Genomic DNA, 24600 nt, shown 5'->3' on the forward strand with positions numbered 1-24600 from the left:
GGGTGCACCGGATGGAGGCCCGTCCATGTCGACCGCTCGGGACGTTCACTGTGGCATGTTCCAGGATCGGGGAGCTCAGGAACGCAGGCCGCAAAGTACGTCAAGCGATACGCCAGCTTAGGCCCGTATGAGCGGGAGTTGCGCGCGTTGCAGCAGATGCCGGACGGTCTCGCTCCGCGCATCTTGGAGCATCGCCGGAATCCACCGACACTCGTCCTGGAAGAGCTCCCCGGTATAAGGCTCGACGCCCCAGCGGCCGGAAACCCTTCCAAGTGGATGCAGAAGGTACTGGAGACGGTGGTTGCCTCCATTGGACTTCCTGGACCGTGGCCTGATGACCAACCAACACAAATCAGCTCACTCCAAGCCGAGTTGGCCTCAGCCCTCGCCTCTCAAGCGCCAACCACCACCCAAGCACTCCATAGGGCGATACAGGAGCCGTTGCGAGTTCCCTGCCACGGGGACGCCACCCCTCCGAACGTACTCGTCGATCCTGAGCAACCCCGAGCGTGGTTGTTGGACTACGAGTTCTACGGCCCCGGAGATCCGCTGCACGATGTTGCCGCCCTTTGTCTGACGCCTTCCCTGGACCTGCCGGCAAACATGCGCCTGACACTCCTGCGGCAAGGGCGACTGATGGTGGAAGAGGCAACAGAGATGTCCCTGGCCGACCGGATGGCTGGAGCTATCGCCATTTGGGCAATTCAGTGCGCGGCCTGGCATCGCCGCCATCGCCCGGCAACGGACGGGTTCGAGCGAGCCGTAATCAGCAACGCGACCCTTGCAATCGAAGAATCCGAAAGGGGACTGACATGACCAAGACGGTGGGGGATCGTTGCCGATTCCGCCCTCCTGCTGAGGGTGCCACGGTTGTATGGGAGGTCACCAACTACTGCAACCTGTCATGCAAGCACTGCCTGTCAGACTCTTCCCCGCAGATCCCCCGCTCGAGTGATCTCAGCACCACCCGGTTCCTCGACGCTGTGCGGGAAATGACCTCTTCTGGGGTGACCGAGTTCTACCTGACCGGAGGCGAACCGTTCGCCCGAGACGATCTCGTGGACATCATCGCCGCTATTGACCCGAACGTCGCCGAAGTGTACGTCAACACGAATGGCTACTTCATCACGCAGGAAGTAGCCGACGCGCTGTCCGGGACGGCTCTGCGTCGAATAACGGTGAGCGTCGACGGGCACAATCGGGAGGCTCAGGCGCTCGTGCGCCACAAGCCGACATCGTTCGACCGAGCCATAGTCGGCGTCGAACGTCTCCTGGCCGCTGGAGTTCCCGTTCGGGTATCCCATGTCGCCCACCCCGGAAACGTCGATTACGTCGCCGAGTTCTGCGCCCAGATGGCACTTCTGGGCGTCGAGGCGCTGGTGATCAACTCCGTTTTCCCCGCAGGGCGAGCAGCGCGGCACCCGGAGCTGGCGCTGACTGCTGAACGCAAGCAGGAACTGTTCGATGAGCTCACCGAACTCCAGGCGAAGTACAGGCAGCTCGGTATGCAGATCGATCACAGCCTCGGGAAACCGCAGCCCAGCGATGTTGAGGGGTGCCCAGCGGGACAGTCGGTGTTCTTCGTGGCGCCGAACGGGGACCTGGCCACGTGCTCGTGGCTCTACAAGCTGGACCAGGACCGGTTCCGTCTGGGGAACCTGGAAGAAGCCTCCTTCACCGAGTTGCGAGCGGGCGTGGAAGCCATGATGCGCCCCGTCCGGGAATTGGCCACAGCCTGCCCGCTTCCGGTGCTCTCGCTGCCGGTGATCTCGTCGTGACCGCACAGGGAGGGCTGGTCTCCAGCCAGGTGCAGGTACCGGACGAGCAGTGGCGGCGGCGGGCACGTATGACGCTGCTCGGCTGCGATTGGCTCGGTCCCGAAGTAGTCCTGACCCCTATCCGCAGCATCCACACGGCCCTCGCCCGCGGCGGAACGGAGTGTGACGGATGGTGGCGTACCTCCCTGCTCGGGGACGCTGCCGTCGTACACGTCCCTCAAGGCACAGCCGCCAAAGACATCGTCTTCGCCCTTCCCCAGGCGACCCGGGTTACTTTCGTCGGCCTGGCGGGTGGCCTGCGGAACCAGACGATCGGCACCACCGTGGACCCGGAGTCCGCCTTCATCGCACACCCCTCCGCTGCAGCGGAAGGTCAGTCGGCAGACTTGTCCTTCCACAGCCGCCGTAGCCACCCTGCCAAACCACTCCAGCCGGGCGGGGTCGTCGCAACGGTCGGATGCCTGGCCGACTCCACACTTCTTCACCGCCAACTCGCGAGCGCGGCTGACTGCGTCGACATGGAGAGCGCCCATCTGTTCTCCGCAGCTGCTCTCACTGGCCACCAAATGCGTTGCCTGCTCGTCATCTCGGACCACAACCGCGACGGGGACGTGTTCACCAGCAATCCGGAGCACATCGCCGGCGCGATCGATGACCTATGCCATTCCATCCACGAGGATCTGACCGGAGGCCAGTGATGAACCAGACCACCCAACGTGTCGCGGTTATCACAGGAGGGAGCCTCGGGATCGGCGAGGCCATCAGCACCCAGCTGCTCAACCTCGGCTGGAGGGTCCACATCCTTGCCCGGCGAGCCAGCAACTACGTTCACGCCGATCACGATGGCTGCCGTACGCATGATGTCGATGTTCGCGACCTCGACGCCATCAGAGAGGCCGCTGAGGCTGTGGCGAGTTCCTCCGGACACGTAGATGCCTTGGTCCTGTGCGCGGGCGTCGGCTACCCGACACCGCTGCCCTCCGCCAGCCGCGTCCAGTACGAGGAACTCTTCGACACCAACGTGGCCGGGTCGATCTTCTCCACCCAGGCCTTCACACCCCTGCTTCGTGACGGCGAAGCGGTGATCACGTTCGTCTCGTCTATCGCAGGTCGTAGGGGATTCTCCGACTGGTCCCTGTACTGCGCCTCCAAGCATGCGCTGGAGGGGTTCGCCGCGAGCATGCGGGACGAGCTCCGGCCACGCCGTATCCGTGTGACGAGTGTCCAGCCAGGCTCGGTCGATACACCCTCGTATGACCACCTGCAGCCCGAAGAGAAGCGGGAGTTTATGGATCCCGTGTCCATCGCTGAGCTGACTGTCACGGCGATTCGGCTTCCTCCACAAGCCTGCGTGGAGACGCTGTTCGTCAACAACGCGGTGGGGGACCTGTGATGCACGGCGAGATCATCGGTATGGACGAGGCTGACCACATCCACGAGCAACTCGGCAAGCTGGTCGAAATCCACATACCCGACGCGGTGGTGGCATTTACCAGCGGCAGCCTGCCCTACGGGGCCGCCGTTCGCGGAGACAGCGACATCGACGTCAACGTCATCCTTCCCGCCGACACACTGCCGGACGACGCGCTCTTCGACCGCCTGAGCGACTTCATCGGCGGCTACCGCAAGCTGCATAGCCAGTATGGAATGCGCCTCGACCGCCGTTACCCCGGCGAGTACTTCACCATCGACCAGGCGCACGACGCCGCAGCAGGCCGCGGCGTACCCGTGATCAATGGAGCGCCCGAGCTTCCCCGGCAGCTGGGCGACTCCTACTGGAACACCAGCGAGGGCACGTGGTACCTGGCCTGGATGGGCGCCTTGGCCTTCAGCCGACACGTAGCCGGCAACAGGGACGTCCTTACAGGGCTGCGTAGACAAGCGTGGACCACTGTCGTGGCCCTGTGCCTGCCCGACCTCAGCAGCGGGGACTTCAAAGCAGAAGACGTCATGGCCCGCATCCTCGACCAGGACCACCCGAACGGCGGCTTCGGTGTCCATCCCGGCTACCGCAGGTTCGCAGAACTGGAAGTTCCTCACTGCCGACAGGCTCTAGCAGACCTGACTGCACGCGGAGTCCTAGGACACCAAGGGGATGGCAGCTTCGTTGTCGACGACGACGAGCTCCTTCGCTGGGCCGCTGACCTCGCCGACCTGCACCAATCCGGCTTCGACGCCGCATCCCTGCTCACCGTGACCTCCAGCCTCAGGCTCGCCGTATGAACACACCGACACTGTTTTCCGACCTTCACGCCGCGCACGATTGGCTGGCCGGCCGTGGACTTCTCCCGCCGGAGCGCCGGAGCGAGACCCTGCCCACACCGCACGTACGCCTCCACGACGGCAGCACCGTGGTCTCCTTCTGCTCGAACAACTACCTCGGCCTCAATCACCGCCCCGAAGTGAAGGCCGCGGCCGCCGAAGCACTCCACGAGCACACCCACGCCACCAGCGAATCCCGCCGACTCGGCGGCAACCTCGGGCTACTCGAACAGCTCGAATACGAGCTCGCCGAGTTCAAGAAGCAGCCCGCGGCTCTCATCACCGCAACCGGGCTGCTGGCCAACATCGCAGCTGTCCACGGCATCCTCGATGCCGGTGAACTGGCGCGCCGCTGGTATGGATCCCCGTCGCCCAGCAGCCGACCAGTGGTGATCTATGACGAGCTGTGTCACCGCAGCATCCAGATGGGAGCACGCCAATCGTCTGGCGAGCGGGTTCGATTCCGGCACAACGACGCCGAACATCTGGCCGACATCCTCGCCGTGTACAGGGGGCGCGCCACCCTGGTCGTCACGGAGGGCGTGTTCAGCATGGACGGAGACCTGGCAGATCTACCCCGGCTGGTCGAGGTATGCGATACGCACGGCGCGGTCCTCATGGTTGACGATGCTCACGGCACAGGCGTGTACGGAGCCGACGGATCTGGTACTGCCAACCACTTCGGCCTCACCGGCCGGATTCCCCTCCAAGTTGCCACCCTCAGCAAATCCTTTGGGGGCATGGGAGGAGCCGTTCTGGGCGATGAGCGGACAATCGCCATGCTCCGCACCTTCAGCTCGGGCTACCGCTTCACTTCAAGCCTGCCGGCAGAGCAGGCGGCAGCGACCATCGCAGCCCTGCGCATCCTTCGAAGCGATCCGGGAGTACGAGATCGCCTCTGGGCCAACGTGCGGCGGCTTCGAAGTGGACTGGCCCGCATGGGCATTCACCCGCCTGGCGACGGGCCCATCGTGCCCATCCAGATGGGTACACCACAGGCAGCGGCACAGTTCGAGGAGCTGATGCTCGACAAGGGGTATTGGTGTGTCGCCGTCACACCACCGGCCGTCTCTCCGGAGACATGCCGTATCCGTCTCACAGTGTCAGCCATGCACGACGCCGAGCAGATTGACGGACTTCTCGAACGAATCAACGAAGTGTCGTCGCAGGTCCCTGCACTCATGGGATTAGCGAATAGTTGCGCGGGAAGTGCACCTTGACCCGCTCAGACCTGGCGTTGATCCTTCGTGGCGGCTCACTCGTCCAACGGGTGGGCCGCCTCGGCGAAGGTGGATCAGCTGGTCGGCCGGGGTGCGGGAGGGCTTCGAGGCATCTGACCGCGCCAGTCCAGGGTCGGCTTTGTGCAAGTCTCAGGTGTCTGCGCCGCCAAGCGGTTACGATCTGCGCAGCCGCGAGCAGGAGCGGTCGCATCCAACGTCGTTCTCAGATCGAGGACTTGGCGGCACAGCGTGCCGTTGACCACGGTGAGGCCGTGGGGCGTTTCCCCCTATCCTTGTGCCATGAGTGACGAGATCTACGCAGGTGCCCCGGAGCAGATGCGCGTCCGTCTGGAGAAGGTGGCGCGGCTCCGGGAGGACGGCATCGAACCGTACCCGGTGACCTACCCGCGCACGCACACCATCGGCGAGGTCCGGGGAAAATACCCCGAGCTGGAAGCCGACACCGCGACCGGGGAAAAGGTCGGGATCACGGGACGGGTCATGCTGTCGCGGATCGGCGGCAAACTGTGCTTCGCCACTCTTCGGGACGGGACCGCCGACATCCAGGTCATGATCTCGCTCGCAGGCGTCGGTGAGGAGGCGCTCAAGGCATGGAAGCGCGACGTAGATCTCGGTGACCACATCGGCGTGACAGGCGAGGTCATCTCGTCCAAGCGCGGCGAGCTGTCGATCATGGCGGAGAGCTGGGCGATCACGTCGAAGTGCCTGCGGCCGCTGCCGGAGAAGCACGCCGGGCTCACCGATCCCGAGGCGCGTGTGCGTTACCGCTATCTCGACCTCATCGTCAACGACGAGGCCCGCAAGATGGCCTACCTGCGCAGTGACACCGTGCGGGCGATCCGGGACTTCTGGCACTCCGAGGGCTACCTCGAGGTCGAGACGCCCATGCTTCAGCCGATCCATGGCGGCGCGGCGGCCCGGCCCTTCAAGACCCACATCAACGCCTACAGCATGGAGATGTATCTCCGGATTGCGATTGAGCTCTACCTGAAGCGGCTCGTCGTCGGGGGCATCGAAAAGGTCTTCGAGATCAACCGGAACTTCCGGAACGAGGGCGCGGACTCCACGCATAACCCCGAGTTCACGATGCTCGAGACCTACGGCACTTATCTCGACTACAACGACATGGCCGACCTCACCCAGCGGTCGGTACAGCAGGCCGTGGTGGCTGCGCTGGGCACGACCGTGGTTGTCCACGACAACGTCGAGTACGACCTGGGCATCGCCGACTGGCCGCGTCGGACCGTCTACGGGCTGGTCTCCGAGGCCCTCGGCGAGGAGATCACCCCCCACACCCCGATCGAGGACGTCCGCAGGCTCGCTGATGTCCGCAAGGTCGATTGGGACGCCAAGTGGGGGCAGGGCAAGCTCGTCCAGGAGGTGTTCGAGGAGCTCGTCGAGCACACAATCATGCAGCCCACTTTCGTCATGGACTATCCGGTTGAGACCTCACCGCTGACCCGCCAGCACCGCTCTGAGCCGCTTCTGGCGGAGAAGTGGGACCTCATCGGTTTCGGCGCCGAACTGGCCACCGCCTACTCGGAGCTCGTCGACCCAATCGAGCAGCGCCGGCGCCTCACTGAGCAGTCCCTGCTAGCCGCGGGCGGTGATCCGGAGGCCATGCAACTCGACGAGGACTTCCTCCGTGCCCTGGAATACGGCATGCCCCCCACGGGTGGCATGGGCATGGGCATTGACCGCCTGATCATGGCCTTCACGGGCAAGAACATCCGCGAAACCATCCTGTTCCCTCTGGTGAAGCCCAGCTGACACGTCCCCGACGCTCCAAGTAGTGCGGCCCCTGCGTGAAGCTGACGCAGGGGCCGTCTGACGTTGAATGTCGGCTATCTGGCTAGTTCCCGCAGGATCGTTTCGTACAGATGTTCTACGAGAGCGGCCTGGCTGTCGCCGAGTGAGGCAAAGCCGTCGAGCTCAGGGGCACTGTTGATCTCCAAGACGACGCACTGTTCGTCGCTACGGGCACCGTGCGTCGCATCGCGGTGCGTCTGGGAGTGGAGGAGGTCGGGGTGCTCCATCCCGAGGTCGACCAAGAGGTCCACCCCTGCCAGGCGCAGTCCCGCAGTCTGGGCCGCGCTGACCGCCAAGTCCAACACGTCCGCCGGGAGCGCCCGAGACAGGTCGACTACGTCCGCCCCGGTCGCGACATTGGCGGCGTCCACCAGGGGAACGTGCTCGCCGCTGCGAGGTACGCGATCCAGTCCGCCCGCCCGTCTCGCCAGTCGGGCTGCGACTTCACCGTGATCTGGGAGTCGCCTTGCTGGCCCAGCGGTCTCACCATCGACATACAAGCCTTCGAGAAGCAGCTGGATCGAACGCCGGCCGTCACCAACGAGCACCGGCGGGATACGGCAGTACGCTGCGATCGGTGAACCGTCGAGCACCACGACTCTGACATCGTGCCCCCGGACGAAGGGCTGAACGAGAGCGATCTTGTCCATGCGCAGGGCCTGCTTCACGGCGTGACGCAGGGCTGGCATGTTGTCGACCTTCTCGACCCCTTGGCCGCCGTAGCGACTATTGGGCTTCACGATGAGTGGCCAAGAGTGCTGTGCAACGAAGCAGCCAAGGTGCTCGTCGATGACCGCGTCAAGTGCGCGGATCGGGAAGCTCCACGGAACCGGGATGCCGGCGTTCGCGAGGAAGTGCGCGCAGGCGTACTTGTCCCGCGCAAGGTCGGCGCTACCGGAGCGGTTGATGTCGAGGTTGCCATGGCGAAAGTAGGCGATCCGGCCATTGGGGAATTCGAGCCGGGCCGCTTCGCGTCCCCATGGTTCGAGTTCCAGCACAATGTCGAGCCGGGGCGCCACGCGAGAAATCACCTGGTATGCGAATGGAATCTCCGTGCCCGAGGGCCGATGGATCGCCCCGCTTGCCTTCTCCATGAGCCCATCCTTGTGACGACGAGGGAATGCCTATGAGCTGTCACCGATCGGATGCCAAGCGTGGCTCACTAGGACGGATCAAGCACATCACCGCGGTGATATGTCCACGCCTCGCCCATGTCGCTCGTCGAAGGGCCGAGCAGGGGTCTCATGCACGGTTGCCTGTCCCGAGGGCTCGTTCGTCCCGTAGGGTCTGCTCCCATGCAACGGCTGGTGATCTTCGACCTCGACAACACACTCGTTGATCGCCAAGGACCCTTGGCAGACTGGGTTTCGGCCTTCTCCACGCAGCACGCCCTGGACGACGATGCCCGACTCCATTTGCTGCAGTTCGTGCGAGAGCGCGCCTGCCCTGAGACCTTCGAAGCGATCCGCAACCAGTACGGCCTCGCCACTTCGGCTGCGACGCTGTGGAGCGACTACCTGGCTCACATGGCTCGCTCGGTCACCTGCCCCGCTCACGTGCTCGAAGGGCTGTCCACGCTTCGACGCGCTGGCTGGAAGATCGTCATTGCCACGAACGGTACGACCGAAATCCAGACCGCGAAAGCGACCGCATCGGGGATCGCCGATCACGTTGATGCGGTGTACACCTCCGAGGCCGCCGGTGCACGGAAGCCAGAAGTATTGATCTTCGAGAAGGCGGCCGCCATCTGCGGAGCCGATCTTGCACTCGGCGGCTGGGTGGTGGGCGACGGTGTGGACACCGACATCCGCGGCGGCAGAGCAGCCGGACTGCGCACCATCTGGATCAGCGGCAGCAGGCCCTGGCCCGGAAGAGACATAGCGCCGGACCACATCACCGCTGATGTACGCCAAGCGATCGAGCTACTGCTCGCAACCGAGAGCTGAGGACACCGTGATGGCTTCTGAAGGGATCACGGTTGGGCTGCTACACCCAGGCAGCATGGGCGCTGCCTTCGGCGCCCAGCTGCGCAGGCAGAACGTGCGGGTGCTGTGGTGCACGGACGGCCGCAGCAGCCGCTCCAGAGCCCGCGCCGAGAACGCCGGCCTCGAAGGCGTTCAGAGCCTTGGGCAGCTGGTGGCGCGCGCCAACGTGCTGTTGTCTCTGTGCCCGCCTGCGGCCGCGGTGGACGTCGCACAGCAGGTGGCTGCCTGCGAGCTCGACGGCCAGTTGTACATCGAGGCGAACGCGATCACACCGCGCCGCGTCAAGGATGTCGCAGAGCTTCTCCCCGGCGCGGTAGTCATCGACGGTGCGGTAGTCGGCTCCCCGCCGACGGGCGGCAAGCAGCCCACGTTGTATCTGTCCGGAAACCCGGACGGCTGTACCCGGGCCATGGCCTTGTTCAGCGAGAGTGACGTGAAGACCAAAGTGCTAGGCGCCGAGGTAGGGGCCGCCTCCGCGCTGAAGCTGTCGTACTCGAGCTATCAGAAGGCCTCCCGCGTCCTGGCGGCGCTCGCCTACGGCGTCGCCGATGCCAGCGGCGTTGCCGGCGAACTTCTTGAGATCGCAGGCAAACGGGGCGGCAGCTACCTGACCGAGATCGACTACATCCCCAAGACAGCGTCCCGCGCCTGGCGCTGGGGCCCGGAACTCGACGATGCAGCAGCCCTGCTGCGGGAGGCCGGGCTGCCGGATGACCTGATGCGTGCAGCCAGCCGAGTCCTCAGCCGGTGGTCGGGCGCCCGAGAGCGCGAGCTCACCATCGACGAGGCCCTCTCGCACCTCCGCGTCGACCACGACTCTGGGGAGCGCGACGAACCGTAGTGCCCCGCTGATCAAATAGCTCCTCGAATCAGAAGATCAATTTCTTGTGCCGCCTCTGCGGGGGACATGGCCTCGGTATCGAGCTGTAGATCCCAGGCGAAATTCGGACTCGCCTTGATGTCCTCGGCTGTAGCGTCCCAGGCTGTAAGGCGGGCCTCTGTGTCGCTATCGCCGCGCGCCTTGGATCGAATCTCGGTGCTTTCCCTAGAACACCACAGCAGCACACTGGTCCACGACGCGGCGAACTTCTCCACCACCGCCTCAAGGCCTGCAATCTGTCCTAGATGGAGGATGGGGATGCGCCCCTCCTGCGTGGCCTGTACAAGGCCGGGGCGGTCCACGAGGTAGATGTTGCCGTACCTGTCGTTGCGGTAGATCACCTCCCCGCGCGCCTCCAGCTCTGCGAGCTGATCAGCTGAACCCATCCGGTAGCCATGGGTGCGGCCACTGCCAATCTTCAGGCGCGTGAACGCACAATATGCGTCGTTGAGTTCGGACAGCGCCGCTGTGACGGTGTCCTTCCCCGATGCGGGAGGACCGTACAGCAGGATGCCCCGGCTCATGCGAACACCGTCCCAAAGATCTGCCGAACCTGATCAGTGAGGGATATGGCCGCGCCGAGACGGTTGTCAACCACCAAGTGCGGTACAGCTGGTCGTAGTTCCGGATCCACGGTCGAGGCGTACTCCTCCCAGTTCTGCAACTTCCAGGTGTCGCGGGCTGCTGAACGGAAGCTGATGTACTCGTGCATAGTCTCCAGGTCGCACCGGATCCAGATGACCGCCACGGTCACGCCCCGTGCCTCACAGCGGTTGATCAGCCGGCGCATCCACTGCGCGTCGCTCACCTCAGCAACGAACGGTGCCGTGAGCACCGTGCTGATCGAACAGTCGACGTTGGCGTAAGCGGTCTCCAGTAGGCACTGGTACTCCAAAGGCCGTACCTTCTCCCGATATACCTGGGAGTGGCGGTCATTTGGGTCGCTTCCCATCTCGACAAGTAGACGTTCAACGAGCGGACGCGTGATGGGGTCTTTGTCGAGGACGGGCCACCCGGTGAGCCGTGAAATGAACCTCGAGAACTCCGACTTCCCGCTTCCGGCGAAGCCACCCACCATCAACAGGGTGGGCCGATTCGGGTCGCCGCCTGTGTGGCGACGTTTCCACGCGTCAATGATCCGCTGCTGAACCTCCTGACCGTTGCTGCCAGCGTCGTCGCCTGGAGCGATCTGCAGCACCGCGCGCTCGACGGCCAGTACGTGGTCGCCGAGTGGCTCCACCTGGGCCGGGGTGAGCTTCAGCTGCGTCTGCTCGCCGGGCAGGGCCTTCCGAAACCCCAACTCGGGCTCGGTGGACCGGTAGAGAAGGCAGTAGGCCCTGCGGTAGTGGGGGCCGGGGTAGACCTCGCCCTGCTCGTGCTGCCACAGGGTCTGAAAGTTTGCTGCCGGCACAGTGAGTCCAGCGGCGCGCGCCACTTCACGTAGCCGCTCACCGGCACCCTCAAGCGTCAGACCATGTGCTTCGCGCATGGCGCGAAGCTGGTCCGGACGCCACCCCGTGCGTCTCTTCGCCATGCCTACCGCCTGCCCATTACTCACCATGATCGGGACTCTAAGTCTGCCCCGTGCGAACCCATGTGTAAGCGGATGTTGAAAAGTCACGTCGCCCGATGTTGAGCGGCTTCACCAAGTCCCAGTGATACTCCGCGGTGCTGATCGCAGATGTGATTGGCCCCTCCGGCAGAGCACTGGTCGGAGCCCAAAGTTGAACACTCGACGAGGGGGACGATCAGGGTGTCGGGGCCGCGAACCACCGAGGTAACTGCAACAGCGCGCGCCAGTCGCCGGTGTACCGCCTGCGGGTGCCGCCTGAGCCGGTACAACAACGACAGCATCTGCTCCGGCTGCAACCGTAGTAGGACAGCACCCCATCCAGCGCGCCCCTCTGTCCCCGCTCAGGTCTGGTCTCACCAGGACGTCAAAGACGCACTATTCCAGAGGGACTTCGGCAGACTCTGCCAACTCGTACGAGAGCGCGGCCATCTCCGCCAGGAGGACATGGCTCTCCTAACGGGGTTGAGCCAGTCGTTCCTGTCGATGCTGGAGTCCGGGCAGCGGCGCCTCACCAACATCGACCGGATCATCGTGCTCCTTGACGGCCTGGACGCACCCGCCGACCTCACAGGACCGATGCTCCTTCCCGCCCAGGTCATGCCGGCCCTACCACTGCAAGCCGTCTCCTGACCTCGGTACCCAGCATGAGGACTCCACGACTCAGGGGGAGCACACACCGCTGACGAGCAGAAATCAGCAGGAAACCCGTCGCGCGCTGTCGAGCGTTCCTTCACTCTGGCTGCATGCCGAAGATCCTCACCCCGCGGCTTCAATACGATTCCACTGCCGCGCGCCCGCGCTGGTCGCAGCTTCCGCAACACGTACGCGATCTCATCGAACGCCATCTCGGCGGTGCCGTACACGCCGAGGAGAGCGCCGGGGGCGGCTTCACCAGCGGGTACGCAGCCGTGGTCGAGGGCACTCACCGCTCCCAGTTCGTCAAAGCTGTCGACGCCCGGACCAACACGGTGGTGGCCGAATGCTACCGGCGCGAGGCACTGATCAACGAGGCGCTCCCGTCGGCCGTTCCAGCGCCCCGTATCCGCTGGTTGGACGAGCAGGAAGGGTGGCTCGTGATCGCCTTTGACGCGGTCGAAGGCGGACGTATGCCTGCCGCGCCGTGGACGACCGACGACCTCAACCTCACCCTTGCCACTTACGCTGTCACCGCCGAGGCTCTCGCGGAACCGTCCGAGCAACTTCAACAGGTCGGTCTGAAGCCGGTCGGTGACGGCGGCGACTTCGACGACTGGCGCACCGTAGTCTCCGGTGCGCCCAGCCCGAAGGTTTCCCTTCCCGACTGGGTGCCTTTCGACAAGCTGGATGCGTTGGCTGAGCTGGAATCAGCATGGCGACCAGCGGTGGCCGGCAACGCTGTCCTGCACCACGACCTGCGCCAAGACAACGTACTCATCGACGCCCACGGGACCGCATGGATCTGCGACTGGAACTGGCCCTGCCTGGGCGCCAGCTGGTTCGACCTCGTACTGCTCCTGGCCACCGCGTACGCCGACGGCCACGATGCCACCGCCCTCTTCCATGCTCATCCCACGGCTCGCGGAGTGAACGGCGAACAGCTTGATGCTGTGCTCGCCGCCCTCTCGGGCTTCTTCCTGGTCTCCGGCGCGCAGCCACCGGCGGACTGGTCCCCATACATTCGCCAGCACCAGACCTGGTGTGGCGAGGTCACTCTGCGATGGCTGGCGGATCGCCGGCGCTGGCGGCTCTGACGACGATGGCCGTCTCAGCGAGATCCTGGCCACAGCCTGCCAAGACAGTCTCGTCGGGCCATGGCAACCTGCCGGCCATGGAAAGAACCTGAGACTGCGACAAACCATTGCAGCCGCTCCCTGGACCACCGGCACCGGTCATATCCCGTACTACCTGAGTCCACCGCCAAGTAGCCTTTACGCATGAACAGTTCACACTCTTCCCGGTATCCCGGAGAGGCGTTCGCTCGTCCAAGCTATCGGTTGCACACCCTTGGATGGCGAGCGTTCGAGGATCTCGCCTTGGCCATCATGAGAGAGATCCTGGGCCCGACTGTGGTGAGCTTCGCCGAAGGCAGCGACGGTGGACGTGATGGCGCCTTCTATGGCGATTGGGATCCGGATCCAAAGGCGTCAGCGCCGTTCGGGGGCACGGGTGCCAGCAGACTGGAAGGGCCTTTTGTTATTCAGTGCAAGTTTGTTCAGAACGAGTCGGACACTCTAAAACCTTCGGACGTCGCCGGTGAAGTGAAGAAGATCAGCAAACTGGTGGCAAATAAAATCTGCTCAACCTATGTAGTCATGACTAATGCGCGCGTCACAGCAGACAGCGAGAGAGTGATGCGCGACATGTTCCAGTCTGCTGGAGCCAGGCATGCCCTCGTGTTGAGCGGGACTTGGATACAGGAGATGATCGCCGGCAGTGTGAGCCTGCGCAGGAATCTTCCTCGGATGTACGGGCTGGGTGACCTGACTCAGATTCTTGACGAAAGGCGGTACAGTCAAGCACACGCTTTCCTATCGCACCTCGGTGACGAGAGTCTGGCCACGTTCGTGCGAACGAAATTCTATGCCCAGGCCATGGACTATCTGGATAATCACGGGTTCACCATCCTGGTCGGTGGGGCGGGTTCTGGGAAGTCGATCACTGCGGCTGCTCTTGCCATCGGTGCGGTGGATGCTTATGGGAGTGCCGTCATTAGGGTTGACGCACCTGAGGAATTCCGGGACGCATGGAATCCGCACGAGCCAGACCAGCTCTTCTGGGTTGACGACGCGTTCGGCGTCTTTAGGTTCGATGCCCGGTCTACCGAGAAGTGGGTTCGCAACTTCGGGCTGATGCGAACTGCGATCAAGAACGGTGCACGTTTTGTCTTCACTAGCCGCGATTACATCCTTGAAGCCGCACGAGGCGAGTTCAAGGGAACCGCAAGGGAACTCCTCGATCGCCGGGTGGACCTGTCTCCCCATGGCCTGACGGTGAGAGAGAGGGAGCAGATTCTCTACAATCACCTACGGCACGGAGACCAGCCCAAGAGCTTCCTCACAGAAATTAAGGACCATCTGCACGTCGCGGCTCGATCTACATCCTTCACGCCCGAGCAAGCCAGGAGACTGGGAAATACCTACTTGTCATCCGGACTTGAGAGTGGATCGGAGCGGCAGCTACTGGACTTCTTCGCGAATCCCATCGACCATCTCTGTGAGGTACTCAGAGGGCTGGACCAAGATTCACTTTCGGCGTTGTGTCTGGTGTACATGGCCGGCGAAGGCTTGAAGTCACCTATCGCCTTCACCTCGCGGGAGGTAGAAGCACTGGATCTCATAGGGGGAACCAAGGCCGGAGTGACTCAGGCCCTTGGCCGCTTGAGCGGGTCGTTCCTCCTTAGGGTCGACACTCAGACCAGTCCACGATGGAAGTTCTACCATCCGAGTTTGGCGCACGCCCTGGCGAAACACATCGGCCAGAACAGCGAATTGGTCGAGATCTTTATCTCCGGACTGACCGAAAGAGCACTGTTCACCATGGTCGACTGTGGCGGCCAACAAGATGTCTCACGCGAGACCGTCGTGATCCCGGAGGTGTGCTACGACCTCCTCATCAACCGAATCTCGGAGCTTCAGGACACTCGTCTTCTCTGCGAGTCGCCGGACTTTGCCGAGTTTCTCTCCTCATGCTGTAGCCCCGCATTCCTACTGAGGCTTGCAGAGTTGAGAGGAGACATTATCGGAAAGTTCACTCATGTAGACACGCTTCGCTTCGGGGTAACTGGCATCAAGCTCTTGGCTCGCCTGTGGAGAGCCGGACTCCTCCTGGAAAAGGAACGGAGGTCTGCCGTTGTCAAAATCACAGAGGACGCCGCTTCCCTCCCCATCCATCTTGAGGTCGACTTCGACTGGGCAAAAACGTCCGCAACCACTGAACTCACCACATCAGATGAGTACCAAGAACTCCGAGAGCGAGTCTTCCGCGACGTCATCCCCGAACTAGCGGACGTGATCGAGGATCCGGGAAGCACCATCGAATGGGAGTCCGAAGAAGACTGGCTCTACGTTGCGCGACACTACGAGGCCGCTGTGGACGCATACCGCGCCGCCTACGAGGACCACCCCGATGCTTCCGCTGAGCTCTCGTATACCGAAGACGTACTCCGCACCTACCTGTACTCGTCTCCCATGTGCGGTGGGGGCTTCGAAGAGGAGGAGAGCGAAGAGGCAAGCGGCGACGGCACTGGGGGCCGGAGCATCTTTGACGACTTGGACTCCGCCTGAGCGCGGGGCGACCCGACACCACGAACCCACAGAGAAGTACATCGGGCCCACGCTGTGGGCGGCGAACCTGCCGGAGCCTGACCTGCCCGGGCTTGTAGACGTCCATGCCCGTCGCCGGCAGCCGTTCGCCTTCCCGAGTTACCCCAAGCCCAGGAGCGCCCGACGTTACCCTCCGCGTGTCTCCCAGTTATGCAAGGGCGTGAGCATGGAGCAGCAGGCATGGAACAGCGACCGCAGACTCACCGCGATCAGCCGCACAAGCCTCTCCGTGCCTGCCCGACAGGCTGTGATCGACAGGCAGGTACTCCCCGGACGTACCGTCCTTGACTACGGCTGCGGCCGCGGTGGTGACGTGCGCACCCTTCAGCAGCTGGACTACCGTGCCGTTGGCTGGGATCCGTTCTACCTACCCGAGACGACGCTGGAGCCAGCGGACGTTGTTCTTCTTACCTACGTCCTCAACGTCATCGAAGATCCGCAGGAGCGGCGAAAGACGCTGAAGGCAGCGTGGGAACTGGCGGGAACAGTCCTGGTCGCCTCAGCACGACTTACCTGGGAGAAGTCGAAGGTCCGCGGTGAGGCGTTCGGTGACGGCCTGCTCACCAGCCGGCAAACGTTCCAGCACCTATTCGGGGCGAGCGAACTGCGCGACTACGTCGAAGAAGTAACGGGCGTACGGACTGTCTCAGCGGCGCCAGGGATTGTCTATGCCTTCAAGGATGAGACGGCGCGGCTGAGTTACCTCGCTCAACGGATCGTTCCCGACGCGGAGTGGCTCGCCTCCGAAGACACGACCTCGGCGATCGCCGCAGTGGTCGACCACGTGGAACGGCGCGGGCGCCTTCCCCGTATGGAGGAAGTGCCCCAGCCGATGGCTGAGCTTCTCGGCCACCTACGCCCCAATGAATTGCGCCGCCTTGTCCGGGACTCCGCCGAGCAAGCCAAGGTCGAGGAGGGCCGCAAGCGGACCACGCTCAATACGCTGCTCTTCCTGGCCGTCGAACTCTTCAACGGCCGCGGCCCTTTCAGCAGCCTCCCCCTGAGTGTCCAACTCGACGTCCGTGCCTTCTTCACCTCCTACAAGGAGGCATGCCAGCGATCCGACCGTCTTCTGTTGAAACTCCGCGACGACGTGTACCTCCGCGGAGCCATGAACGCCTCCGCGGTCGGGAAGCTGACCCCGACCGCGTTGTACGTGCACAAGCGCGCCCTCGACCGCATGCCCACGATCCTGCGCCTGTACGAGCACTGCGCCTCGATCGCGGCCGGCCGCCCGCAGGATTGGACCGTGGCCAAGCTGCGTCACCAGGGACGGGCCGTGAGCTGGCTGGACTACCCCGACTTCGACAGCGACCCGCACCCGCGGATCCTGTCGTCGTACCAGGTAGATCTCAAAACGCTCGAGACCTCCCACACCTCATACGCCGAATCGAAGAACCGGCCGCTACTGCACCGCAAGCACGAGTTCCTGGCTCCCGACGATCCGGACGTCGAGCGTTACAAGCGACTCACGGCAGCAGAAGTGAAGGCGGGGCTGTACGAGCACCCACACCTCATCGGTACAGAGAACGGCTGGGAGGCCGAGCTCCTCCGCTGTGGGCGCGAGTTGCGGGGGCATCGTCTGGTCCGGCGGGCTCCGCATGACCGATCAAGCTGAGTCGGGCTGCAAGCGCATGATCGCTTTTGCCAGCTCGGTGGGGTCCAGGTCCGTCGTCTGGCTGGGGAACCACGACAGGCGGAGCCCGTTGGAAGCCACTTCTTCAGGCAGGCCCATGGCGGTCAGGACGTGGCTGGGGGTGTAGGAGGCGCTCGTGCAGGCGGAGCCCGTCGCTACGGCGACCTGGTCCTTCAGCATCACGATGAGTGCCTCGGCGTCCACGCCGTCGAAGGTCAGGTTGAGGATGTGAGGGACTGTGTGGTCTTGGTCACCGTTGATACGGAAGCGCGTCTTCGCGAGTGCGTCCAGGAGGCGAGCACGGAAAGCAGCAGCTTCCTTGTTCCACTGGGCGTGTTCCTTGTGGAAGATCTTCGCCGCTTCAGCCAACCCCATGATCAACGGGACCGGGAGGGTACCCGGCCGAAGTTTCCGCTCCTGACCGCCGCCGAACATGATCGGCTTGAGGGGCAGGGTGTCCCAGCCGCGGTGGCGAGCCAGGAGCATCCCGACGCCCTTGGGTCCGCCGATTTTGTGCCCGCTGACGCTGATCATGTCGATGGGCGCCGTGAGGTCCTGTGTCAGTTTCCCGTAACCCTGTGCGGCATCCACGTGCATGTATGTGGAGGTCTCACGCAGCTTGTGCGCGAGCTCGGCGACAGGCTGCACGACCCCTGTCTCATTGTTGACGTGCATGAGCGATACCAGCAGGGTGTCCGGACGCAGGCGTTCCATCACGGCGTCGACGCTGACGCGTCCTGACGGGCCGGGTTCGATGAAGTCGACCTCGAAGCCCCGTGTCTGCAGGTGCTCAAGAGGCTCGATGACCGCTTTGTGTTCAATTGCCGAGGTGATGATGTGACGTCGGCCAGTCTCTTCGCCATGGGGGGCCAGACCCAGCAGGGCGATGTTGTTGCTCTCGGTCGCGCCGCTGGTGAAGATCAGCTCGTCTACCTCGGCATCGAACGTACCGGCCAAGTACTGACGCGCCTGCTGCACGGCACGTTTCGCCCGGGAGCCGTACTCGTGGGTGCGACTGCCTGCGTTACCGAACTCCTCAGTCATCCAGTGCAGGACAACCTCGGCCACGCGCGGGTCCACGCGCGTGGTCGCTGCCGCGTCGAGATACGTCACCACTAGCCCCACCACACCTCTGTGCGTTATTCCTGCATGCCCTGTACGTCTAATCTCTGACGTACGAGTACGATACCGTTGCGTAGGTGGGATCACAGTCACCTTCGCAGCTCGCAGACGCCGCTACCTCGTCAGGCTTCGAGTACATCTTTCCAGCCATCCGAGGGGTCCAGGCGGGGCGCGAGTTCTACGTCTCCATGTGTCCGCTTCGTCTCATTCCGAAGATCTTCCTGTTCGATGAAGACGAGCTGGCCCCTGAAGTACGCGCGCAACGGGTGCTGAACAAGGGGAGACTCCCAGCCCTCACTCGGTACATCGTGGACAATCCGGACGATTACGTCTTTAGTGCGCTGACGGCGTCCGTGGATGGCGAGATGTACTTCGAGAGCATCTCTGACTCCGGGGTGGGGATGCGCGCAGGGCAGATCCGCATCCCCATGGCCGCTCGCTTCCTCATCAACGACGGCCAGCATCGTCGAGCTGCGATCGAACAGGCGCTGAAGGAGAACCCGGATCTCGGCGAAGAGACCATCGCCGTCGTCTTCTTCCACGATGCCGGCCTCGCCCGCTGCCAGCAGATGTTCGCCGACCTCAACCGCCATGCCGTTCGCCCGGCCCGGTCCATCGGCGTGCTCTATGACCACCGAGACGACCTGGCCATCATCACCCGACTGCTTGCCATGAAGTCGCCCGTCTTCAAGGGACACGTGGAGATGGAGAACAGCACCCTCTCCCAACGGTCCCGCAAGCTGTTCACTCTCAGTGCTGTCTACTACGCAACTCAGTCTCTCCTTCAGGGACTTGAGGTTAAAAAGGAACAAGCGCAGACACTCGCTGAGCAGTATTGGGAGGCCATTGACGCGGTCATCCCAGAATGGTCTCTGGTGCGCCGCCGCGAGTTGACGGCCCCCGAGGTTCGCCGTGACTTCATTCATAGCCATGGCATCGCACTGCATGCCCTAGGCAGGATCGGTAACACCCTCCTGAGGAACGCACATTCTCCCAAGGCGTGGAAGCCGAAGTTGGCCCGCTTGAAGTCCGTGGACTGGACGCGCAGCAACACCGACTGGGAAGGCCGAGCACTCGTGGGTGGCCGCGTGTCGAAGAGCCACCAGAACCTGACTTTGACTGTGAACTACCTCCGACACCACATGGACCTTCGGCTCAGCCCCGAAGAACAGCGTGTAGAGGACGCATACGCACGAGGAGATGCATGAGCACCGTGGCACGTCCCGTGGCCTTCCAGGGCCGGGGCCTTTCCGAGGTCGTGAACGAGCTGACCGATGAAGTGCGTGAGCTCTACACCGCGGACGAGGTGCCCTGGGTCATCGGCTACAGCGGCGGAAAGGATTCCACCGCCGTCCTTCAACTCGTATGGCTTGCTCTGCAAGGACTGCCGGCCGAGCAGCGCACCAAGCCAGTACATGTAATCAGTACTGACACCCTGGTAGAAAATCCCATCGTTGCTGCCTGGGTGTCGCAATCACTTGAGACAATGAAGAAGGCCGCGGCCGAGCAGAACCTGCCGATCGAACCGCACCGGCTCACCCCCAAGGTGGAGGACACCTTCTGGGTCAACTTGATTGGCCGTGGATACCCGGCCCCTCGGCCGAAGTTCCGTTGGTGCACGGAGCGCATGAAGATCAAGCCATCGAACCGCTTCATCCGCCAGGTTGTGCGTCGTCATGGCGAAGCCATTCTCGTCCTCGGTATCCGCAAGGCTGAAAGTCAGGCCCGCGCCCGAGCCATGGCAAAGCACGAGAAGCGGCGCGTGCGCGACCGCCTGTCCCCTAACGGCAACCTCCCAAACTCGCTCGTGTACAGCCCTATCGAGGACTGGACCAACGACGAGGTCTGGGCCTTCCTCATGCAGCAGGCCAATCCATGGGGTTACAAGAACAAGGACCTGCTCACCATGTATCAGGGGGCATCCAGCGACTCCGAATGTCCGCTGGTTGTGGACGACACCACCCCGTCCTGCGGTGACAGCCGGTTCGGCTGCTGGACATGCACGCTTGTGGACCAGGACAAGTCCATGACTGCCATGATCCAAAACGACCCGGAGCAGAAGAAGTGGATGCGTCCACTCCTCTCTCTTCGCAACGAGCTGGACGACGTGTCGAAGGAGAAGGAGACACGGGACTTCCGGCGGATGAACGGTCGAGTGCAGCTGTTCAACGACCGCATCATCCAGGGCCCGTACACCCAGAAGGCTCGCGAGGACTGGCTGCGGAAGCTGCTTCGCGCCCAGGCGCACGTCCGTAGGGAAGGTCCCGAGGAGGCCCGCAACATCGAGCTGATCACGATGGAAGAGCTGCACGAAATCCGTCGGATCTGGGTGTTCAAGAAGCACGAGGTAGAAGACATCCTCCCGCGGATCTACGAGGAAGAGACCGGCGAGAAGTTCCCCGGGCAAGACCTTGAGGAAAGCCTGGTCATCCGCGCGAACGAGATCGACCTCCTCCGCAAGATCTGCGGCGACGACGAAATCCACTTCACCATGGTCCGTGAACTACTGGCTGTTGAACGTGAATACAGGACCAAGACACGGCGCAAGGGTCTCTACGAGGCGCTTGAGAAAGTGATCGAAAAGGGGTTCTACGAGAGCAAAGAGGACGCGCTGGAGTTCGCGCAGCTTAAGCAAGCTATGCACGAGAACGGCGTCCGACCTGAGACCACAGACCAGCCCCAGGCCCCGACTTTGGACGAAGAGTAGAACGATGCTCCTGCATAACATCACGCTGCGCGACTTTGGGGCGTACCAAGGCGAGCAGCGGCTCGACCTCCGCACAGAGCCCGGGCGCCCCATCGTCCTCATCGGCGGACTGAACGGCTGTGGCAAGACCACGCTTCTCGATGCCATCCAGCTCGTACTCTACGGCCCCAAAGCTGACTGCAGCGGCCGCGGCAGCCGCCCTTACAACGACTACCTTCAGCAGTGCATCAACCGAGAGGCAGATCCCGCCGAGGGCGCATCCATCGCCTTGGAATTCTCCATCACCGTGGAGGGGGAAGAACACTACTACCGTGTCGTCAGGAACTGGTACTTCACCGGCAGTAAGACACTGCGTGAATTCCTGACTGTCTTGGTCGATGGCGAGTTCAGTCGCCCACTGACTGAGGGCTGGGCCGATCACGTTGAGACGATCCTTCCGCTCGACGTAGCCACGCTCTTCTTCTTCGACGGAGAGAAGATTGAGGAGCTTGCCGATCCACGAAGCGCAGCCAAGGTCATCGAGTCGGCCATTCACTCGCTCCTCGGCGTCAGCGCCGTGGAACGCCTGCGGCAACTCCTGAAAACCCTCCAGAACCGTCAGCGGCTGTCCGACGCCGATCAAGACGTTCTGGACAAGATCCGGAAGCAAGAACTGGAGTTGGCGCAGGCTACCCAGGCCGCATCTGATGCCCATCAGCTAATGGCGGCAGCCCGCTCAGAACTCCTCGTGCGCCAAAAGGAATTGGATGACGTTGAGTACAAGTTCGAGCGTGCTGGTGGCAAGGAGTACGAGCGCAGGAAGGAACTGGAGGCCGAGCGTAACCGCGTCAAGAATCAAGCGGTGGCTACGAACAAGGCTTTGATCTCCCTAGCCGAAGGACCGCTTCCGCTTCTACTCCTGCAAGATCAACTCGCCGGAGTCAGGAAGCAGGCGGAGCTGGAAAAGGAAGCCGATGATGCCTCGCGCTTCCTCGGAGTCCTAGAGGAACGCGACGAGTGGCTGCTCATGCAAGTCGCAGACGAGCTGCCCGCTAATGCCCGCTCCGCGCTGAAGAGGAAGCTCACCAGCGATCGCAAAAAGCGTGAGAGGGCCGCTGACCTTGAGCACAACCTCGGACTCCCTCACGACGCCTTGCTGCAGTTGTCGGCACTCGACCAGGCGCTGGCCAGTGACTCCGCCCGGGCCCGCGATCTGCTGAAGGAAGCTGCCGACATCGCGGAGCACCTCGAGGCCGCCCAACAGCAGGTAGACGCCGTGCCTGACGACGAGTTCATCGGCGGGCTCGTTGAGGAGCGCCGGACCGCTATCGAGAGAATGGCGGTTGCACAGGCGCAGTTCCAGCGAGGAGAAAGCCTGCACGCTGAAGCTGTCGCACGACGCCAACGGCTAGAGGATGAGCTTGACCGTGCTCATCGGTCCCGCCGTGCGGCCGAGTGGCGCTCTGCGTGGCTGGAGCGAGTGGTCAAGTACTCAGAGAAGACACGCGGCACCCTGGAACAGCTCGGGGACGATCTCCTCGCTCACCACATCGAGAACGTCGAAGCCGCCGTGTTGCACAGCTTCAACACGCTCATGCGCAAGCAGGGCCTCATCCGTGACATCCAAATCAACACGGACGATAAGTTCGCCCTTGTCCTCACCGGCCCGGATGGCGAAACCATCGACCCCGGCCGGTTGAGCGCCGGCGAACGCCAGCTGCTTGCCGTCTCCCTCCTGTGGGGCCTGGCCAAGACCGCCGGCAACCGGCTGCCGAGCGTCATCGACACCCCTCTCGGCCGTCTGGACAGCAAGCACCGGGAGCACCTCGTGGACCGCTACTTCCCCAAGGCTGGCCGCCAGGTGCTGCTCCTGTCCACGGACGAGGAGATCGACGAGAAGCTGCTCGGTCGCCTCAAGCCCTATCTCTCCCACACGTACACCCTCGTCCACGACGACAAGACATTCACCACCACCGTCGAACCGGGCTACTGGTGGACCGCAGGAGCAGCGCATGTCGCTTGAGACCATCCGCCTCTCGCAGACGGCCAAGGACCAGCTCGTCTGGCTCAAGCGCCATACCGGCATCACACACTGGAATGTCCTGTGCCGCTGGGCTCTCGCACTGTCCCTGCGTGACGCTTCGACTCCGCTGGTTAAGGACATCGTCACCGACTCGAACGTCGAGATGAGCTGGAGGACGTTCGCTGGAGCGTACGGGGACGTATACCTCGCCTTGCTGAAGCAACGGTGCCTCGCAGACGGCGAAGAGCCCACGGACGAAGCCGTCTCCCGCACATTGATCATCCACATTCACCGCGGCGTCGGTTTCCTCCACGGGCGACGCGATCTGAGAAGCATCAGCGACTTCGTGTCGCTCGCGGTGGCTTGACAGATGAGGGGCCGGCGGCGACAACTAGGCAGTTTCGTTTGGATCATCGGGCGGACCAGAGGAAGATGCCTGCGATGTAAAGTCCGGCCAGGTAGATGGTGGCGGTTTTCTCGTAGCGGGTGGCGATGCCTCGCCACTGCTTCAGGCGGTTGATGCACCGCTCGACGGTGTTGCGCTGTTTGTAGGTGTCGCGGTCGAAGGCTGGTGGCCTGCCGCCTCGGTTGCCCCGACGCAGCCGGTGGCTGCGCTGGTCTGCGGGGACGGGGATCACGGCACGGATGCCGCGCTTGCGTAGGTGCTCGCGGATCGCGCGGGAGGAGTACGCCTTGTCGGCCAGGACCAGGTCCGGCCGGGTGCGGGGCCGACCTCGCGGACGGGGAACACGCAGGCGGGACATGACCTCGGTGAAGGCAGGTGCATCACCGGCCTGGCCTGGGGTGAGGACGAACGCGAGGGGCCGGCAGCGGGCATCGGCAGCGAGGTGGATCTTTGTGGTCAGTCCGCCGCGGGAGCGGCCGATGGCGTGGTCGCCGGGTTCGCCGGCCGGGGCCCCTTTTTGCGGGCTCCGGCCGCGTGCTGGTGGGCCCGCACGATCGTGGAGTCGACCGAGACGGCCCAGTTGAGGTCCTCGTCCGCGTCGGCCTGTGCCACCAGAGCGGTGAACACCCGCTCCCAGGTACCGTCGACGGCCCACATCCGCAGTCGGTTGTAGACCCCTCGCCAGTTGCCGTACTTCTCCGGCAGGTGGACCCACTGCGTGCCGGTCTGGAACTTGAAGGCGATCGCGTCGATCACCTCACGATGGTCCCGCCAGCGGCCACCCCGCTTCGGCGTCCGGTCCGGGAGTAACGGCTCGATCCGCGCCCACTGCGCATCAGTCAACGGCACACCCGGACCAACGACCGACCGATCCAAACGAAACTGCCTAAGTGTCGCC

21 protein-coding genes and 1 pseudogene are annotated in these 24600 nt (G+C 63.4%); 17 read left to right on the forward strand and 5 right to left on the reverse strand.

The window, feature by feature from the left end; all coding sequences use genetic code 11:
* Positions 1–156: 156 nt before the first annotated feature.
* The 7 genes from OO68_RS43615 (at position 157) to lysX (ending at position 7051) form a co-directional block, all read left to right on the forward strand.
* Positions 157–816 (forward strand): phosphotransferase family protein, encoded by a 660-nt coding sequence (locus OO68_RS43615; RefSeq protein WP_329503715.1) that lies wholly within the window; start codon positions 157–159, stop codon positions 814–816.
* Positions 813–1778, forward strand: coding sequence for a radical SAM/SPASM domain-containing protein (locus OO68_RS01545; RefSeq protein WP_078625126.1), 966 nt, complete (start codon positions 813–815; stop codon positions 1776–1778). Before OO68_RS43615 ends, OO68_RS01545 begins: the two co-directional genes overlap by 4 nt.
* Positions 1775–2476, forward strand: a complete 702-nt coding sequence (locus OO68_RS46100; protein ID WP_033306232.1) for a phosphorylase family protein — start codon at positions 1775–1777, stop codon at positions 2474–2476. The genes OO68_RS01545 and OO68_RS46100 overlap by 4 nt, the downstream gene beginning before the upstream one ends.
* Positions 2476–3171 (forward strand): SDR family oxidoreductase, encoded by a 696-nt coding sequence (locus OO68_RS01555; protein WP_051814257.1) that lies wholly within the window; start codon positions 2476–2478, stop codon positions 3169–3171. Before OO68_RS46100 ends, OO68_RS01555 begins: the two co-directional genes overlap by 1 nt.
* Positions 3171–4001 carry a nucleotidyltransferase family protein gene (locus OO68_RS01560; protein WP_157852656.1) on the forward strand — a complete coding sequence of 277 codons (831 nt, stop codon included), beginning with the start codon at positions 3171–3173 and terminating at the stop codon, positions 3999–4001. The genes OO68_RS01555 and OO68_RS01560 overlap by 1 nt, the downstream gene beginning before the upstream one ends.
* Positions 3998–5260 (forward strand): aminotransferase class I/II-fold pyridoxal phosphate-dependent enzyme, encoded by a 1263-nt coding sequence (locus OO68_RS01565; protein ID WP_078625128.1) that lies wholly within the window; start codon positions 3998–4000, stop codon positions 5258–5260. The genes OO68_RS01560 and OO68_RS01565 overlap by 4 nt, the downstream gene beginning before the upstream one ends.
* Positions 5261–5560: 300 nt before the next feature.
* Positions 5561–7051 carry a bifunctional lysylphosphatidylglycerol synthetase/lysine--tRNA ligase LysX gene (lysX, locus tag OO68_RS01570; RefSeq protein WP_033306234.1) on the forward strand — a complete coding sequence of 497 codons (1491 nt, stop codon included), beginning with the start codon at positions 5561–5563 and terminating at the stop codon, positions 7049–7051.
* Between the two features lie 74 nt (positions 7052–7125).
* Here the strand turns inward: lysX and OO68_RS01575 are convergent, their stop codons facing one another.
* Positions 7126–8184 (reverse strand): ATP-grasp domain-containing protein, encoded by a 1059-nt coding sequence (locus OO68_RS01575; RefSeq protein WP_033306235.1) that lies wholly within the window; start codon positions 8182–8184, stop codon positions 7126–7128.
* Positions 8185–8385: 201 nt separating this feature from the next.
* Here OO68_RS01575 and OO68_RS01580 point away from each other — a divergent pair, with 201 nt between their 5' ends.
* Together OO68_RS01580 and OO68_RS01585 are read left to right on the forward strand one after the other, a co-directional pair.
* On the forward strand, positions 8386–9036 hold the full coding sequence (locus OO68_RS01580) for an HAD family hydrolase (protein WP_033306236.1): 651 nt from the start codon (positions 8386–8388) through the stop codon (positions 9034–9036).
* 10 nt (positions 9037–9046) lie between these two features.
* The gene (locus tag OO68_RS01585) at positions 9047–9916 is read left to right on the forward strand and encodes a DUF1932 domain-containing protein (protein ID WP_033306237.1); all 870 of its coding nucleotides are present in this window, start codon (positions 9047–9049) and stop codon (positions 9914–9916) included.
* A gap of 11 nt (positions 9917–9927) precedes the next feature.
* On the opposite strand, the gene OO68_RS01590 is transcribed toward OO68_RS01585, so the two are convergent.
* Together OO68_RS01590 and OO68_RS01595 are read right to left on the reverse strand one after the other, a co-directional pair.
* Complete coding sequence (locus OO68_RS01590; RefSeq protein ID WP_033306238.1) at positions 9928–10479, reverse strand: hypothetical protein; 552 nt, start codon at positions 10477–10479, stop codon at positions 9928–9930.
* Complete coding sequence (locus OO68_RS01595) at positions 10476–11489, reverse strand: AAA family ATPase (protein WP_033306239.1); 1014 nt, start codon at positions 11487–11489, stop codon at positions 10476–10478. Before OO68_RS01595 ends, OO68_RS01590 begins: the two co-directional genes overlap by 4 nt.
* A 219-nt stretch (positions 11490–11708) precedes the next feature.
* Here OO68_RS01595 and OO68_RS48230 point away from each other — a divergent pair, with 219 nt between their 5' ends.
* From OO68_RS48230 to OO68_RS01615, 4 genes are all read left to right on the forward strand, one after another.
* Positions 11709–12158, forward strand: coding sequence for a helix-turn-helix domain-containing protein (locus tag OO68_RS48230; protein ID WP_280922456.1), 450 nt, complete (start codon positions 11709–11711; stop codon positions 12156–12158).
* A 113-nt stretch (positions 12159–12271) separates the two neighbouring features.
* Entirely contained in the window at positions 12272–13258 is a 987-nt protein-coding gene (locus OO68_RS01605; RefSeq protein WP_033306241.1) for a phosphotransferase family protein, read from the forward strand.
* Between the two features lie 183 nt (positions 13259–13441).
* Entirely contained in the window at positions 13442–15790 is a 2349-nt protein-coding gene (locus tag OO68_RS01610; RefSeq protein WP_157852657.1) for an nSTAND3 domain-containing NTPase, read from the forward strand.
* 205 nt (positions 15791–15995) lie between these two features.
* Positions 15996–17447 carry a DNA phosphorothioation-associated putative methyltransferase gene (locus OO68_RS01615; RefSeq protein ID WP_033306243.1) on the forward strand — a complete coding sequence of 484 codons (1452 nt, stop codon included), beginning with the start codon at positions 15996–15998 and terminating at the stop codon, positions 17445–17447.
* Here the strand turns inward: OO68_RS01615 and dndA are convergent.
* Complete coding sequence (dndA, locus tag OO68_RS01620) at positions 17439–18581, reverse strand: cysteine desulfurase DndA (protein ID WP_033306455.1); 1143 nt, start codon at positions 18579–18581, stop codon at positions 17439–17441. The two genes, OO68_RS01615 and dndA, sit on opposite strands and share 9 nt — an antisense overlap.
* Before the next feature lie 83 nt (positions 18582–18664).
* Between dndA and dndB the strand changes: the two genes are divergently transcribed.
* The 4 genes from dndB to dndE are packed head-to-tail and all read left to right on the forward strand — an operon-like array spanning position 18665 to position 23663.
* A complete protein-coding gene (gene dndB / locus OO68_RS01625; RefSeq protein ID WP_033306244.1) occupies positions 18665–19795 on the forward strand; it encodes a DNA sulfur modification protein DndB in 1131 nt (376 codons plus the stop codon).
* The gene (gene dndC / locus OO68_RS01630; RefSeq protein WP_033306245.1) at positions 19792–21294 is read left to right on the forward strand and encodes a DNA phosphorothioation system sulfurtransferase DndC; all 1503 of its coding nucleotides are present in this window, start codon (positions 19792–19794) and stop codon (positions 21292–21294) included. Before dndB ends, dndC begins: the two co-directional genes overlap by 4 nt.
* Positions 21295–21298: 4 nt before the next feature.
* On the forward strand, positions 21299–23296 hold the full coding sequence (dndD, locus tag OO68_RS01635; protein ID WP_033306246.1) for a DNA sulfur modification protein DndD: 1998 nt from the start codon (positions 21299–21301) through the stop codon (positions 23294–23296).
* Positions 23286–23663, forward strand: coding sequence for a DNA sulfur modification protein DndE (dndE, locus tag OO68_RS01640; protein ID WP_033306247.1), 378 nt, complete (start codon positions 23286–23288; stop codon positions 23661–23663). The genes dndD and dndE overlap by 11 nt, the downstream gene beginning before the upstream one ends.
* A gap of 43 nt (positions 23664–23706) precedes the next feature.
* On the opposite strand, the pseudogene OO68_RS43625 reads toward dndE, so the two are convergent.
* Positions 23707–24578: pseudogene (locus OO68_RS43625) on the reverse strand (IS5 family transposase).
* Positions 24579–24600: the final 22 nt, after the last annotated feature.

Origin of the sequence: Streptomyces iakyrus, from assembly GCF_000717055.1 — a bacterium.
GTDB classification, from domain to species: Bacteria; Actinomycetota; Actinomycetes; order Streptomycetales; family Streptomycetaceae; genus Streptomyces; species Streptomyces iakyrus.